The organism is Bacillota bacterium (assembly GCA_018818595.1).
GTDB lineage: Bacteria > Bacillota_I > Bacilli_A > Izemoplasmatales > Hujiaoplasmataceae > JAHIRM01.
This window is the reverse complement of sequence record JAHIRM010000003.1, coordinates 35,585-51,836: the sequence shown is the minus strand read 5'-3', so window position 1 is coordinate 51,836 and position 16,252 is coordinate 35,585. Positions and strand designations below refer to the sequence as shown.

14 protein-coding genes are annotated in these 16,252 nt (G+C 31.2%); all 14 read right to left on the bottom strand.

From position 1 onward, the window contains the following. Window positions 1–38: 38 nt before the first annotated feature. Window positions 39–1,295 carry an FAD-dependent oxidoreductase gene (locus tag KJ971_00625; GenBank protein MBU1144345.1) on the bottom strand — a complete coding sequence of 419 codons (1,257 nt, stop codon included), beginning with the start codon at window positions 1,293–1,295 and terminating at the stop codon, window positions 39–41. A gap of 14 nt (window positions 1,296–1,309) precedes the next feature. After that, a complete protein-coding gene (locus KJ971_00620) occupies window positions 1,310–2,743 on the bottom strand; it encodes an NAD(P)/FAD-dependent oxidoreductase (protein MBU1144344.1) in 1,434 nt (477 codons plus the stop codon). A gap of 16 nt (window positions 2,744–2,759) precedes the next feature. Beyond that, the gene (locus KJ971_00615; GenBank protein MBU1144343.1) at window positions 2,760–3,680 is read right to left on the bottom strand and encodes an alpha/beta hydrolase; all 921 of its coding nucleotides are present in this window, start codon (window positions 3,678–3,680) and stop codon (window positions 2,760–2,762) included. A gap of 179 nt (window positions 3,681–3,859) precedes the next feature. Then, the gene (locus KJ971_00610) at window positions 3,860–5,260 is read right to left on the bottom strand and encodes an MATE family efflux transporter (GenBank protein ID MBU1144342.1); all 1,401 of its coding nucleotides are present in this window, start codon (window positions 5,258–5,260) and stop codon (window positions 3,860–3,862) included. A gap of 86 nt (window positions 5,261–5,346) precedes the next feature. Further along, window positions 5,347–5,931, bottom strand: coding sequence for an HD domain-containing protein (locus KJ971_00605; GenBank protein ID MBU1144341.1), 585 nt, complete (start codon window positions 5,929–5,931; stop codon window positions 5,347–5,349). A gap of 9 nt (window positions 5,932–5,940) precedes the next feature. Then, window positions 5,941–6,366, bottom strand: coding sequence for a hypothetical protein (locus KJ971_00600; GenBank protein ID MBU1144340.1), 426 nt, complete (start codon window positions 6,364–6,366; stop codon window positions 5,941–5,943). Window positions 6,367–6,376: 10 nt separating this feature from the next. Continuing rightward, complete coding sequence (locus KJ971_00595; protein MBU1144339.1) at window positions 6,377–8,038, bottom strand: formate--tetrahydrofolate ligase; 1,662 nt, start codon at window positions 8,036–8,038, stop codon at window positions 6,377–6,379. A gap of 13 nt (window positions 8,039–8,051) precedes the next feature. After that, complete coding sequence (gene rlmD, locus KJ971_00590; protein MBU1144338.1) at window positions 8,052–9,416, bottom strand: 23S rRNA (uracil(1939)-C(5))-methyltransferase RlmD; 1,365 nt, start codon at window positions 9,414–9,416, stop codon at window positions 8,052–8,054. Between the two features lie 64 nt (window positions 9,417–9,480). After that, a complete protein-coding gene (locus KJ971_00585; protein ID MBU1144337.1) occupies window positions 9,481–11,349 on the bottom strand; it encodes a polysaccharide biosynthesis protein in 1,869 nt (622 codons plus the stop codon). A gap of 152 nt (window positions 11,350–11,501) precedes the next feature. Then, window positions 11,502–13,064, bottom strand: a complete 1,563-nt coding sequence (locus tag KJ971_00580; GenBank protein MBU1144336.1) for a HAMP domain-containing histidine kinase — start codon at window positions 13,062–13,064, stop codon at window positions 11,502–11,504. Continuing rightward, entirely contained in the window at window positions 13,042–13,737 is a 696-nt protein-coding gene (locus KJ971_00575) for a response regulator transcription factor (protein ID MBU1144335.1), read from the bottom strand. Before KJ971_00575 ends, KJ971_00580 begins: the two co-directional genes overlap by 23 nt. Window positions 13,738–14,018: 281 nt before the next feature. Continuing rightward, a complete protein-coding gene (locus KJ971_00570; GenBank protein MBU1144334.1) occupies window positions 14,019–14,708 on the bottom strand; it encodes a hypothetical protein in 690 nt (229 codons plus the stop codon). Window positions 14,709–14,725: 17 nt separating this feature from the next. Further along, the gene (locus tag KJ971_00565; GenBank protein MBU1144333.1) at window positions 14,726–15,415 is read right to left on the bottom strand and encodes a CpsD/CapB family tyrosine-protein kinase; all 690 of its coding nucleotides are present in this window, start codon (window positions 15,413–15,415) and stop codon (window positions 14,726–14,728) included. Further along, complete coding sequence (locus KJ971_00560; protein MBU1144332.1) at window positions 15,416–16,159, bottom strand: hypothetical protein; 744 nt, start codon at window positions 16,157–16,159, stop codon at window positions 15,416–15,418. It lies immediately after the preceding gene. Window positions 16,160–16,252: the final 93 nt, after the last annotated feature.

The following is a 16,252-nucleotide window of genomic DNA, read 5'->3' as shown; positions in this document are numbered from 1 at the left end:
TCCTATGCAAGTTATATTTTTAGTTATTTTCAAGAAGATCACTCCTTTTCAACTTTAATTGTAATCGTTTCTAATTCCGGAAATGAATCAAACCACTTAAGAGGTAATATAACTTGTTCCATTTCCCCAGGGGTGAGTATTCTTTTTTTTAGATGTGATTGTCTTTGATTATCAAAATAGACTGAAATGTATTGATCTTTAAAAACATTAGACACTCTAAATCGAATCGTCACCATTTTAACTATATTTACTAAATCTATCGAGACTGGAACGGTATAACGAATTCCATCGCTCGCAATGACTTTTATTGCGTGTTTATGCTTTAATTCGTTTTTTACATATTTTGTGGCATTTGTTCCAGCAATTTGTGCTTCTTCACTTACGTAATCCACTAAATCATGAACATGTAACACATTTCCACATGCAAAAACACCTGGAATTGAAGTTTCAAAACTCTCTGAAACAAAAGGCCCTGAAGTCTTTGGATTTATTAATACCCCTGCTTTTAAAGATAGTTCATTTTCTGGAACCAAGCCTACAGATAGTAGTAAAGTGTCGCAACTTACGAATTCTTCCGTTTCTAAAATAGGTTTTAAATTTTCATCTACTTTACAAATCGTAACTCCTTCTACTCTTTCTTTCCCATGAATTTTGGTAACGGTATGGCTTAACTTCAAAGGAATATTGTAATCATCTAAACATTGAACAATGTTTCTTTTTAATCCTCCTGAATAAGGCATAATTTCGCATACCATTTGTACTTTAGCACCTTCTAGAGTCATTCTTCTGGCCATAATTAATCCAATGTCTCCAGATCCTAAAATAACAACTTCTTTTCCTGGCATGTATCCTTCCATGTTCACGAAGCGCTGTGCTGTTCCTGCAGAATAAATTCCGGATGGACGAAATCCAGGAATATTTAAAGCCCCTCTTGGTCGTTCTCTACAACCCATAGCAAGAATAATGGACTTGGCATGAATTTCTAATAATCCGTCTTTTTCATTAATTGCAAAAATTATTTTTTCCTTTGAGATTTCGATTACCATTGTTTCTAGTTTATATTCAATACCTAATTCCTTTACTTTTTCAATATATCTAATTGCATACTCTGGACCAGTTAATTCTTCTTTAAATCTTTGGAGTCCAAATCCATTATGAATGCATTGATTTAAAATACCTCCAAGATCGTTTTCTCTTTCTAGTATTAGTATATCTTTATTTCCTTCTTCGTATGCACCGATGGCTGCCGCAAGTCCAGCTGGACCTCCGCCAATAATAACTATGTCTTTTTTCATTGTATTTTCACCTTCTATAGTTCCTTGTCTAGCCCTACAAGAAATGTTGATTTTTCGTTAAATTTTGAAATTTCTCTTACATCCTTATGTAGTTCTTTTGCTAATATTTCAAGAACTCTAGGAGAACAGAACCCACCTTGACATCTACCACTTCCGGCTCTTGTACGTCTTTTTACTGCATCTACTGTTTTGGCACCTAATGGGCGATGAATTGCATTTTTAATTTCCGCTAATGTGACTAATTCACACCTACAAATAATTTTCCCATATTCTGGAAATTCTTCAATTAAGCGTTTTTTTTCAGCCATAGTTTGACTTTCAAAACGAGGAAAAGCTTTTCTTGTAGAAATAAAATGTTCTTTCTTTTTTGCATGTAATTTTAAAGAAATTTCTAAAGCCAAATCAAGTGCGATTGCAGGAGCTGCCGTAAGTCCGGGAGATTCAATTCCTGCAGCATTATAAAAGTTTTTTACATCTGGTGATTCACCTATGACAAAATCTTTTCCAATTTCTGAAGCTCTTAGTCCAGCAAATCCTGTAATTACTTTTGAAAAAGGAATTGACTTAATCGAACTAGAAGCTTTTTCAAGAATATATTGAACGCCTTCAAGAGTAGTTGCTGTATCTTCTTTTCCTTCAACGAAGATAGAACTAGGCCCAATCAGTAAATTTCCTTCTGCGGTTGGAGTCACTAAAACACCCTTTCCTTTGCTTGAAGGAAGTTGAAATATCGTTGAATGAACAATATTTCCTACTTCTTTATCAAAAAGGCAATACTCGCCCTTTCTTGGACGAATATCAAGTTTGTGTTGACTCACATAATTATTAATCGTATCGCTATGAATACCTGCAGCATTTACAATGCTTTTGGAATACATTTTTCCTTGATTGGTTTGAATTTCAAAAAAATCTGAAAGATTTGATATTCCTTCAACAAACGTATTAAAAAAGAATTCAGTTTTATTTTGAAAAGCAACTTCTGCCGGAGCGATTGTCAATTGAAAGGGATCAACTATTCCTCCCGTTGGTGCATAAAGCGCATATAATACTTCCGGATGCAGTTGTGGTTCCATTTTAAATATTTCATCTTTATTAAGTATTTTTAATCCTTCAACACCGTTTTCAATTCCTTGAAGTTGAAGGCTTTGTAAAGCTAAGAGATCTTCTTCGGAAAAGCCTATGATTAAAGAGCCGTTTTGAATAAACGGAACATCTAATTCTTTACAAGTTGAAGCCATCATTTTATTTCCAAGTACATTGTACTTGGCTTTGAGGGTGTTCGGAGTAGCATCATATCCGCTATGAACAATACCGCTATTAGCTTTTGAGGTTTCTTCGCAAACATCATTATTTTTTTCTATCACAGCTAATTTTAAATCATAATATGATAATTCTTTTGCAATATTGGTCCCAATAACACCGGCACCGATGATAATCACATCATACATCTTGTCACCTTCTTAATTAGTCTTTTGAGTTTAAAACATATTCAAATAAAAAATTTTCAAGAATTTTTTGATACTCTTTAGGGTTTTTAGAAGCTGTTTCAGCATGTTTTGCTCTATTTTCACCAATGTAAATTGCTTTTGGAGAAGGACATATTTCATACAAAATCTGACTATGCACTGGCGGAATAAATTCGTCTTCTTTTCCGTGTACAAACAAAATAGGTACTGACGCTTGACTTAAAGATGATTTAGGGCAAACTTTTTTAAAAGTTGCTTTCGTGAAAAGCTTAAAATAGAAATTACTGACACATAATAAAAGGCGATTTGCATACTTAACTTTTCTCTTGATAAGATACTTTATTAAATCTTCTAAATCAGAAAATGCACAATCTGAAACAACAAACTTTATTCGTTTATCAAAAGCTTGTTCCAACAAAACGGTAGCGGCTCCCATTGATTCTCCGTAAGTTCCAAGAAATAGATTTTCTCCATATCTTTCAAAGGTATCAGAAATCACATCATATAAATCATCTTTTTCATAGAATCCTAAAGTACAGTTCTTCCCTCCAGATTCTCCATGATATCTTTCATCATACAGCACAACATTAAATCCTAAGTCTCTCATCATTTTGGCATATTTTACGCAGCCATGATGTGTATAAGTATACCCGTGAGCAAGTATTACAAATCGATTTGTAAGTTCTATTGGTTTTATATAATAGGCCTGTAAGTCATATCCAAACCTTGAATGAATTTTATATTCACTTTTTGCCCAAGTATCGTACTCTTCCATTAATCCAGGGTTCTTTTCATTTTCCATAAGTCTTGTTTCAAGTAAAGAACGTCTTATAGGTTTAAATATTGATTTAGCAATTAAAAATCCTGCCATTTGAGTTAAAATAAAAATTAATGCCATCAAAATATAGAGCCAATCCATATATAGTATTCCTCTCCTTCAAATATAAAGAAAAATAATCTGCGTCTTTATTTTATCATATTTTTTTATATCTCTATATAAGATATGTAAGAAAAAGGAATAAGTCACAAATAACGACCCATTCCTTCATAATATCTTGATTATTGACATCATTTTATCCTAAATAAATTTAGAATATTTTAATCAATATTTGGAGTCTCTAAATTTGTAGCTAATAATTTATTTTTATTGTTTTTTGTCTTTTGAATGTTATAAAGTAAAACAATCGATCCAAATAATAAAAAGGATCCTTTTAAAATATCTGAAACATTTAATGCCCACCAAATTCCTTCTTCAAACATGGTTTTCGCTAATATAATCGCCAAAGGAATTCTAACTAAGTTTCCTGAAATTCCCGAAATAGATGGAATTTTTGTTTTTCCAACACCATTAAACAATCCAGCACCTATTCCTTCTAGCATCATAAATATCTGGGCGATACTAATGATTTTTAAATATCGAATACCATATTCGACGGTTAACGTGTCGTCTAAAAAGATTCGCATTAAAAATTCGGCTTGAAAGAAAAGTAAAAGCGAAATTAAGAATGCATAAGGAATTAATAGCAAAGAGATATATCCCATTCCTTTTTTTATTCTAACAAATTGCTGAGCACCAAAATTTTGACCTACAAAAACGGTGAGCGCTGTTTGAAAACCTCCAGCAATCATCCATGTAAATTGTTCTATTTGACTTCCGATTCTCTGGGCTGCCATTACGTCTTTTCCATATACAAAGACCATTCTAGCGATAACAATAGAAATAGAAGTAAAAATAATGCTTTGAATTCCTGCGGGTAACCCAATTCGGATAATCTCTTTCATCGTTGCAAAATCAAAAGATTTTATATGAAAATGATACATTCTAGGTTTGTTTAATTTGTAAATTAAAAAGAAGACTCCCATAGTAACCGCTTGTGCTATCACGGTAGCCAAAGCAGCTCCTGTGACACCAAGTCTAAAATATAGAATTAACAAAGGGTCTAAAATCATGTTTAATACCAATCCAATAGACATAATTCTAAAATTGACTTTTGTTTTTCCGAGTCCTTCATTGATTGCTGCAAATCCACTTGAAACAAATTGAAAAATCAATAATCCACCCACAATGGATAAGTAATTAATCGCATAAGCAACTACTTGTTCGGATTGTATATTGAAAATCGAAATAATTTGACTCTTAAAAACAAACAAAATGAGAGAAAAAACAATTCCTATTGTCAATTCCAATAACAATCCGTTGGAAGCAAATTTATTTACTTTCTCAAAATTCTTTTCTCCGACAGAATGAGCTACTTTGACACTAGTACCAATTTTAGCAATTAAAATGAGCCCAAATGCAAACCAAGTCATATATCCGGCTGTGCCAATTGCAGAAATCGCATCCGTTTCCAGAAGACCAATTTCATCAACTCGCCCTATCCAAAACATATCGGTTAAATTATAAGCCATTTGTGAAATTGATGTTAATAGCACCGGCAAAGCAATTAAAACTAATTTTTTAAAAATTGATCCTTCTGTTAGATCAAATATCTTACTCATATTTATCACCACTGTGAGATAAATTATATCATATTTTTTGTATTTTTGTTTAAAAAAAGAAACTTCATAAATGAAGTTTCTTTGTTTTATTCTTTTGGTTTTTCCATCAAAAAAGTAGCTTCCATATCTGCTTGAGATAAAGCAAACGCTAATGGAAAAAGTGTAAAAGCTTGAGATACATTTTGTTTGTCTTCCGTATCAGAAAATCCCATATGATAACGAATGGCAAACGCTTCTTCTCTTGATAATTTCATAAATCCAGAAATAATATATACAGACTTTTCGCCATGTCCATAAGGCAATTCATCTTTATACTCATAGATAGGAATTTGTATCCATTTGCCTGTGCTATCTTTTACATTTCTAAACCCTTTTTGATAAACATTTACCTTACAGATATCATGTAATAGCGCAGTAATCGCTATTGATTCGTCACTTACTACGAGTCCATAATCTTTTTTTATATCCGGACGACTTAAATATTTTTTTAAAGCACGGTATACATTTATAGAATGTTCGACTAATCCACCTTCATAAGATAGGTGATATTTGGTGGAAGCTGGTGCAATAAAAAAATCACTTTGATCCGAATTTAAATATTTTAGTAATTCTTCTGAACCTTCTCGCTTAATATATTGACGAAATATTTCGGCAAATTCTTCTTTTTTCATTGTAAAATCCTACAAAGCATCACAAACAACTGCGGTTCCTATCACTTCATATGATTTATTTTCATATTCAACTGGAACTTTGACTTCGAGTATTTTTTTGATTACAAACTCAGCATTAATACTCAAATCTTTAACAATATCTCCTGTTTTAAATCCGTTTTCTTCAAGGGATCCATAAAAAACAAATAAATCATCTTCTTCATATCTTTTAGCGTTTTTTGGAAGCAACCCTTCCACTAGAGTAGCCTTTTTTTCTTTTTCTGTCACAAGAAACTTATAAGGATTTTCTAAATTAAAACGTCTTTTTAAATGCTCTTCTAATACTACATTTTCAAAACCAGTTTTAACGTGTTCAATTCCTTTTTTTGCTTTCTTAATTACGGATAATCCTAAATCTCTTAATTTACTTGGAAAGTCTTTTTCACTTGATTTCATTTTATTCCTCCTAAAATAAACCTATTATTTTATTATCAATTACATCCATATTTTCATAAGCACCAAGTTTTGGTAAGCCCGGCATTGTCATAACATCACCTGTTAAAGCTACTAAGAATCCCGCTCCAATAGATGGTTTAAATTCACGTACTGTTATTTTAAAATCTTTAGGTCTTCCTAACAATTTAGGGTTATCAGAAAGAGATAATGGTGTTTTCGCCATACAAATAGGCAAGTTATTCCACCCAAGTTTATTATATTCTTCAATTTGTGACAGAGCAGCTTCGGAAAACTCTACAGAACTTGCTCCATATATTTTTTTTGCGATTATATTAATTTTTTCTTCAATTGATGTATTTAAATTATATAATACTTTCACTTTTTGAGGTGTGTTTGTTAATTCTATCACTTTTTTAGCTAATTCCACTCCTCCAAGACTTCCTTTTGCAAAAACTTCAGATAAAGCAATGGGATGATGATTACTATTTGCCCAATTTAAAAGAAAATCTACTTCTGCTTTTGTATCAGATTCGAATTTATTTAATGCTAAAACATAAGGCAAATGGAATTGTTTTGTGCTATCAATATGTTTTTCGAGATTTTCAATGCCTTTTTCAAGTGCAAGTACATTTTCTTCTTTCATTAAGGTTTTGTCAATGCCTCCATGCAATTTTAAAGCACGAATGCTAACTACTAACACGACAAGAGATGGCATAACATCCATATTTCTCGCTTTGATATCTAAAAATTTTTCCATTCCTAAATCGGCTCCAAATCCAGCTTCCGTGACAACGTAATCGCTAGCACTACGACAAAAACTTGTAGCGATTATCGAGTTACACCCATGAGCGATATTGGCAAATGGTCCTCCATGAATTAAAACAGGTGTATGTTCTAGGGTTTGAACTAAATTAGGTTTGATTGCATCTTTTAGAAGCATAGTAACGGCTCCTCCCACTTTTAAATCATTAACCGTTAGTGGGCGGTCTTCCATATCATATCCAACAATCATCTTTCCAATTCTTGATTTTAAATCATCAATGTCTTTTGATAAACATAACACTGCCATCACTTCGGAAGCAACGGAAATATCAAATGCATCCATTCTAGGTTTTTCTTTTTTACTGGATAATCCCACTTGAATTTTTCGAAGAGCACGATCATTCATATCCATCGCTCTTTTCCAAATTATTTTTTCAGGGTTAATATTTAAACGGTTACCATGATACATATGATTATCAATCACTGCACTAATTAAATTATTAGCAGACGTTATGGCATGTATATCTCCTGTAAAATGTAAATTAATGTCTTCCATCGGAACAACTTGAGCATAGCCACCGCCCGCAGCTCCTCCTTTAACCCCCATAACGGGTCCAAGAGAAGGTTCTCTTAATGCAATCATGGATTGATAGCCCAATTTCCTCAAAGCGTCTCCAAGGCCAATTGTAGTTGTTGATTTCCCTTCTCCTGCAGGAGTTGGATTGATGGCACTTACAAGAATAATTTTCCCTTCTTTATGAAATTTAGAAGATTGAATAGCCTCCATTTTGATTTTTGCTTTAAATGATCCATATTGTTCTATATCTTTTGAAGACAATCCAATAGAAGATGCAATCATAGAAATTTTTTTCATTTTTGTGCTTTGAGCAATTTCGAGATCTGATTTCATGTTTTACTCCCTGTTATTTTTTAAATGTTAATAAAGTTAAAGATTCAACACTTGCGGTATGTGGAAACATATCAATAGGTTGAATGTATTCGATATTGTAGACACTAGAAAAATCATTTAAGTTTTTTGCTAAAGTAGATGGATTACAAGATACATAAATCATTTTCTTGATTTTCGCTTTGAGTAATTCTTTTATCATCGATTGATCCAATCCTGTGCGAGGAGGATCAAAAATAACCACATCTGGAACTACTCCATTCAATAAAAGTCTGGGCAAAGCCCCTTCTACGTGTTCTGTAAAAAATTCAACATTTTGAATTTTATTTTTCTTTGCATTATCTATTGCATCACGAACTGAAGATGCGGAATAATCTATTCCATATACAATTTTTGCCGCTTTTGCTAATTGCAATGTTGTAATACCTATCCCAGAATAACAGTCAATTACCACTTCATTTCCTGTTAAGTTTGCCGCTTTTAATACTTCATCGTAAAGAATTGTCATTTGTTTTGAGTTTAATTGATGAAATGCATCAGGAGATATTTTGATTTCTAAATCTGCGAAATGGTCAACAATATAGCTGTCTCCTTGAAGAACTTTTAAACTTTTACCAAACATTAATGGATTGCTTTTTCGATTGATACTATAGGTGATTGATTTGACATAAGGAAGCTGTGTGATAACATCTTTTGCAATCACCTCTAAGATTTCATCATATTTTGTCACAATAAAAGTAACGCTTGCAGAATGGGTTGATTCCAAATATCTAGTAACTAGATTTAGTAAAATACCTTCTTTGTTAATCGAATCATATGCCATAACTTTATGTTTTATCAGAATTGATAATACAATTTTATTTATCTTATTGACTTCAGCGTGTTGAACCATACATTCGTCAACATAAACAAATTGATTTGAATTTGCTTCATATAGTCCAAGCGCTAATCCAAAATTTGTATTTTTAAAAGGCATTTGGGATTTGTTTCGATAATTAAACGACTCTTTCATTCCTAATGTTTTTTTAATTTCGATTTCATTTTCATTAACAGAAGTATATCTTCGTAAAGATTGTATTAAAATACTTTGTTTAATTTTTAATTGTTCATGATATTCAATGTGTTGCATTTGACATCCACCACATTTGTCAAAATATTTACAAGGCGGTGTTATTCTTCTTGTTGAAGGTCTTTCAATAGAATCCAAACGAGCAATCGAGTACCCATCGTGGATTTCAATAATCTCACAGTTTACTTTTTCTTTCAAAATGGCTCCAGGAACAAAAATGGCTAATTTATTATAATAGCCAATCCCTTCTCCATTGATTCCTTGTTTTCGAATTTCTAATTTAATTTTATCTCCAAGAATTAATGTGTACATCAATAATCACCACCACTTTAATTATAACAGAAAAAAGAAAAAAAAGCATGAGGTTGCCATGCTTTTACTTCTTGATTGTATAGGTTGGAACTAATTTCTGTACCAATTCTTTAATTTCTATATTTTCTAGTTTTTCAAAAGTATCATACACACTTGCAATTTCTGCTTCAATTTCTTTAAAATCTTGAATGGCTTCAATAAAAATCTTTTTATTTGAAGTATGTATGTGACCAAAGTCTTTATCAACAAGTAGCTCTTCAAACAGCTTTTCTCCTGGGCGAAGTCCGGTAATTTGAATATCTATATCTATGTATGGTCTTAATCCAGTGAGAAGAATCATTTTTTCTGCTAATTCGATAATTCTTACAGGTTCTCCCATATCTAAAATAAATATTTCTCCTCCTTGAGCAAACGCTCCAGATTGAAGAATTAATCCAACGGCTTCCGGTATGGTCATAAAATAACGAATAATATTTCTATCAGTTACTGTAAGAGGTCCTCCGTGTTCAATTTGTTTTTTAAACAAAGGAACAACTGATCCATTACTACCTAATACATTTCCAAATCGTACTGCTGAGTAATTTGTCTCTGAATTGCGATTAAAATGTTGCAAAATCATTTCAGCAAAACGTTTTGTTGCTCCCATCACGTTTGTTGGCCTTACCGCTTTATCACTTGAGACAAGGACCATTTTTTCAACGTGATGAATGGATGCTAGTTTACAAATATTATAGGTTCCTAAGATGTTTGTCCTCACGGATTCTACTGCGGAATCTTCCATTAAAGGAACGTGTTTATAAGCGGCCGCATGAAAAACAAGATCTGGTTTATATTGTTCAAATATCGAATTCATTCGTTCATAATTATATACAGAACCAATTAATACTTTTCTTTTCACTTGTTCGGTAGAGGGGTAATAAAATTTGTGATTGAGTTCCATTTGCAAATCATAAACTCCATTTTCGTAAATATCAACCATAATAACTTCTGCAGGTTGATAATTAACAATTTGCCTTACAAGTTCAGACCCTATCGATCCTCCTGCTCCAGTTATTAAAACTTTTTTATTTTGAATGAATTGATAAATTTCTTTATCATCTAATTCTATAACATCTCTTGACAATAAATCTTGTACATTTACTTCAAGCAAAGCTTTTGGGGCATCTTTTTTTAAATCTTTAAATTTAGGGATTCGTTTAATTTTCACAGGCTTAGAAGCGACAATTTGAACAATTTCTTGAAAACGTGCTGAATCAATATTTGCAATGGTTATAACAACTTCTTCTATTTTAAGTTCATCAATTAAATCTGGAACTTTTGAAATAGGTCCATATATTTTGTATCCTGACATCAATTTCCCGATTTTCATTGGATCATCATCTACAAAAGCAATGGGAGTATTGTTCAACTGTGGATTATCTCTTATTTCGCCTAATACAAGTTTTCCTCCTGCCCCAGCTCCGATTAATAAAGTTCTTTTTCCACCTAATTTTAAATGATTTCTTAAAAAGAATTTCAAAATTCGTTTTGATATTCGAGGAATCGTTAATACAAGCGATTCAAATACTGTGGTAAATACCAAATATATTTCAGGAATAAATTGGAAGTCAGCAATGGATAGAAAAAAAATTGCTACAATGAGATTTGTAAGAGTTACTCCAACAAAAATCCGAAATACTTCATCTAATCCTACATTATCTAAAACAAGTTTATATAATTTAAGCAAACAGTATACAATAATTTTAAATACAATGATAAACGGTAATATAATGAGGGCTTGTCGATAATCAAATCCTTCTACTCCAGTGAATTTCAATACCAAAATAATAAAAACATATGTCGCGCCTATTCCGAAAAAATCAATCAACATGAATTGATATACGCGCATCTTTTTCATATATTCTCCGATTGGCATAGAAATCTCTCTTTTCATTACAAAATCCCCCATTGAGTTTATTATTTGGTAATTGAATTTTATCACAATTTAAGAGATAATTCAATAAAGCTAAACTAATAAAATAAAATAAATCTACAATGAAATTTTTTTCAATAAAAAAGAATCAAGCGTTTACTTGATTCTTTTTATTATTTTATTATGTTCGCAGTGAAGTAAAATAAAACTCCATCTTCTATATTTTTAACTCCAAAATTAAGTCCTAAGTTTTGTAAAGTTGTTCTAACAATGCTTAGTCCCAATCCTTGTCCACCATAGCTTCTCGTTCTCGCTTTATCTACTTTATAGAAACTATCCCAAATGTGTTCTAATTCAGAATCTGGTATATGAGTTCCTGAGTTAAATACATTGATGGTAACTATAGCTGAATTATCTGTAGATGAAAATATTTTAATGATGCGCGAATCATCTATATGATGTAATGCATTTCCAATAAAATTGGACAATACAGTTTGAAGTTGGTCGTAGTCTGTTTCAATTAAAACATCGGACACATTAATTTGGACTTTTATGTTTTGTTCATCAAATTTTATCGAATATAATCGTATCGTTTCATCCACTAAATCTTTGATTGAAAATTTACTTGGAACAAGTTCTGTAAACCCGCTTTCCAATTGACTAATTTTTAGAAGAGCCATAACTAATTTATTCATTTTATTTGATTCATCAATGATGATATTAAGATAGTCATCAATCGTTTCTTGATTTAAACTTGGAAGTTTAAGAGCTTCAGAATATCCTAAAATCAATGAAATTGGAGTTTTTAACTCGTGAGAAGCGCTGGCAATAAATTCTTTTCTCATATTTTCAATTTGAGTTTTCAATTGAATATCTTTTGAAAGCTTTTCATTCGCTGATTTTAAATCAATGATAGACGCTTCAAGTTGAGCACTCATTTTATTAATGCTTTTTCCTAAATCACCAATTTCATCATTTGATACATTTTCCACTCGCTTACTAAAATCTAAATTAGCTAAATCTTGAGCGACTTGATTAATCTGCAAAATCGGGGTAGTAAACCGGTAACTTGCAAAATACATAATGAATCCAGATAATATCATAAATATAAACCCTACAATTATCGTAAAGGAATTAAAAACATCGATACTATCTTGGATAGATTGAAATGTGACTGTAAGAATATAGTATATGTTTAATCCATCTGTTCCTTCGTAGGAAACAAACAATCCAAGCATTTGAAAATCTAGATTATCTCCATTTTGATTAGGAATGATTTCTTCCATATATGCAAAATATGAATCATCACTACTTACTTGTATGGGATCGACTAATATTTCAGCTGTTCCATCTACTTGTTGACTAAAATCTAACATAATGTTTGCAATCATTCCATCATGGATGGAAAACTGATTACCGTAGAGTCGTTCATAGGGCGGAGGGAGCGTTCCAAATCCATTATTTGGAACGCTTTCATTAAGCGAAACATCTACTTCTTTTAAAATATGAATGCTTAAATTGTAATTACTTTCAATGTCTAAAACCAAAGCAGGCAAATTAGAACTAGTCAAATCCACCTCTTTCACTTCATTAAAAGCTACAATTAAAGTTTTTTCTCTAGAGTTAATATAATAGCTTTCAAGGTAAGTGTTATTAAGAATAATTAATCCAAAGATAAATGATAAAATAATGCCATAAGTAATTAAAAATAGCCTACTCCGAATCGATGTTTTCATTTTCGATATCTAACCGATATCCAATACTTCTAACTGTAGAAATATAATATCCATAATTCGAAAGTTTTGATCTTAATTGTTTGATATGGGTATCAACAGTTCTTAAATCCCCAAAATAATCATAATTCCAAACGGCATTTAAAATTTTATCTCTTGAGAGAGCTATTCCTTTGTTATCAATAAAATATTTTAAAAGTTCAAATTCTTTTGGAGTTAAATCTACTTTTGCGTTATTTACAAAAACTTCTCTTGAAGATAAAGACATGTAAATGACTCCAAAACGGAATTCTTCAACATCTAGTTTTTCTTTTTTTAAGATTTTATTAATCCTAGCCATTAAAACGCTAGGAGAAAAAGGTTTTGTAACATAATCATCCGCACCAAGTTTAAATCCTTTTAATTGATCGTATTCATCACTTCTTGCGGTAAGCATTACAACTGGTACGGTGGAAAATTCTCTGATTCTCTCTAAAACAAACCATCCGTCATATTTTGGCATCATTACATCCAAAATTACTAAATCAATTTTAGTTTTCGAATCGAAAAGAAGATCAATTGCTTGTTCCCCATCCTCTGCTTCAATGACTTTGTACCCTTCTCTTTGGAGAAATTCTACCAACAATTTGCGAATTCTAAATTCATCATCTGCAACTAAAACATGTATACTCTTCATAAATACATCACACATCCTTCGAAAATAAAAGACTATATAAGCCTTTTTTTAATTTCTATACTAAAAAGTTTTCACTTGTAAAGTGCTTTAGGTGTGATTACTCACACCTGGGTAAAATTTCAAGATAATAACACATTTTAATAGGGGGAGAAAAGTGAGTTGAAAAGATTCTCTTGAGTTTTACAATGTTATTATACTCAAACAATATGTTGAATTTGTGTTGTTTTATAAAAAATTAAAAAAATAGATAAAAAGAAAAACACTTTCGTAAAAAAAAGTGTTTATGTAAGCATAATTCTATTATTAAATAACTTTTCTGCCACAATGGTACCGTATTTTTTTTGAACATAATCGTAGGCTTCTTTAAGATAGTTTTTTCTAAATGTATGAATATCAGATGCAACAAAATCAATTAAATTATTCTTGATTAATTTATGTATAAATTTCTTAATTGTCAAACCGGATTGACCAATAACAGATCCCGCATTAATTTGAATGAGTCCGCCCATTTTCTTAATGATTTCATAATCAGAAAGAGATTTTAAATAGGAATATCGTTCGGCGTGAGCAATAATTGGACAATATCCAAGAGCTTTTATATTATGGATTGCCTCAGCTATATCTTCTTCTTCAATTGTAGAAAATTCAATTAAAACCATTTTTGTCTTTCCAAGAGGAATTACTGTTTTATCTCTTAGATTTTTAATGGATTCAATTGTGTAATATATCTCATTACCAAGATGTAACTGAATAGGTATTGAAAGCTCATTTACTATTTCTTTAAGTTTAAGAAATACTTCACGATTTTGCTCATATGTGGACAAATAATCTCTTGTTTTCATATAATGTGGAGTTAAAAACAAATCGGTTACACCAAAGTTAACCGATTCTTTTATTAAATTTATTGATGATTCCAAATCTTTAGAACCATCATCAATGTAGGGCAAAATATGTGTATGAATATCAATCATACTATAATCCCCTTCCTTTATTGGTTTTCTGATCCGTAATAATAATGATATCCATGATACCCTTTGGTCTTACGAACATCAATATTAGCTAAAACTCCGCCAATAACATAAACGTTATTTTGTCTTAATTGATTTAATCCTTCTTTTGCATCTTCTTTTTTTGTTTTATTATATGCTACAACATATATCACGCCATCTACAATTTTACTTACTATCATTGCATCAGTAACTGATAAAACCGGAGGCGTATCGATAATAATATAATCGTATTCATTTCTCAAGCTGTTTACTAAATTTGCAACTTTTTGAGATTCTAAAATTATATGAGGATAAGAAATATGTTTTCCAGTTAAGAATAAATCAATATTTGAATCATCATGAATAATTAATTCATGATAGTCCATATCATTCGTAATATAATCAAATAATCCTTTGTCATTTACTTGATGAAAAGCTCTATGTATTTTTGGCCTTCTTAAGTCGAAATCTAAAATAATAACTTTCTTTCCTTTTTCAGCGTAAACGGCAGCAAGATTTATAGAGGTTGTTGTTTTTCCATCTTCAGGAGTCGCGGAAGTACATTGGATAACTTGCATTTTTTTATCAAGAGATGTAATTGAGATGTTTAATTGTAGTTTTCTGTAAGCTTCGGCTTCCATGGAATTCGGTGATTCTATCACAACGTTTCTATATTCAAAAAATTCCATCTAATCCACCAACTTTCTTTCTTTGATTGTTCCTGGAACAGCTGCAATTACATTAATTTTCAAGTATTTTTCTAAATCAGAAGCGCTTTGGAATTTATTGTTAAATAATTCTTTTACAAATACAATTCCAAGAGAAAGAATTCCTCCCAAAAGAACGCTTATAACCACATTTAACATTTTATTAGGAGAACTTGGATAATTAGGTTCAACTGCGCTATCTAAAACTTTAAGTTTGTTTTGTAGTAATACATATGCATTTTCTGGATCGTTTGCGATTTCTATACTGTTTTCAACAAGTTGGTTTGCAATCTCAGTTGCAAGAATTGCTGATTCATTTTCAACTTCTATATAGATAATTAAAACACTCGTTGAACTTGAAACTGTGATACTATTTTTTAAAGAAGAAATACTATAGTTTGTACCTAAATCAGCAATATCAGAAACAACCGTATTTAAAACTCGATCTGACACAACAAATTCTTTGTATGTAGCAATTAAATTTTGAGCAACATAAATTGCAGATTGCTCTGAAGTTGATGTTGAAGATACATCTACTTGTACCATAATTGAAGTTTGAGCAGTATATTTAGGCGTAACAACAACAAAAGTGTATACAATTCCAATAACAGTAACCCATAATGTTACAAGGAAAATTAGCACAATATTGTTCCAAACGATTTTTAATAGCTCTGAAAGAGTAATTCCTTCTTCTACAACCATTTCTTGTTGATTCATTTCATCCATATCTATATTCTCCCATCTTTATGCAATAAGATTCTTATAACATCTTTATTATTTTACACCAATTCTCCAAGAAAAACAATCACACACCAAAAA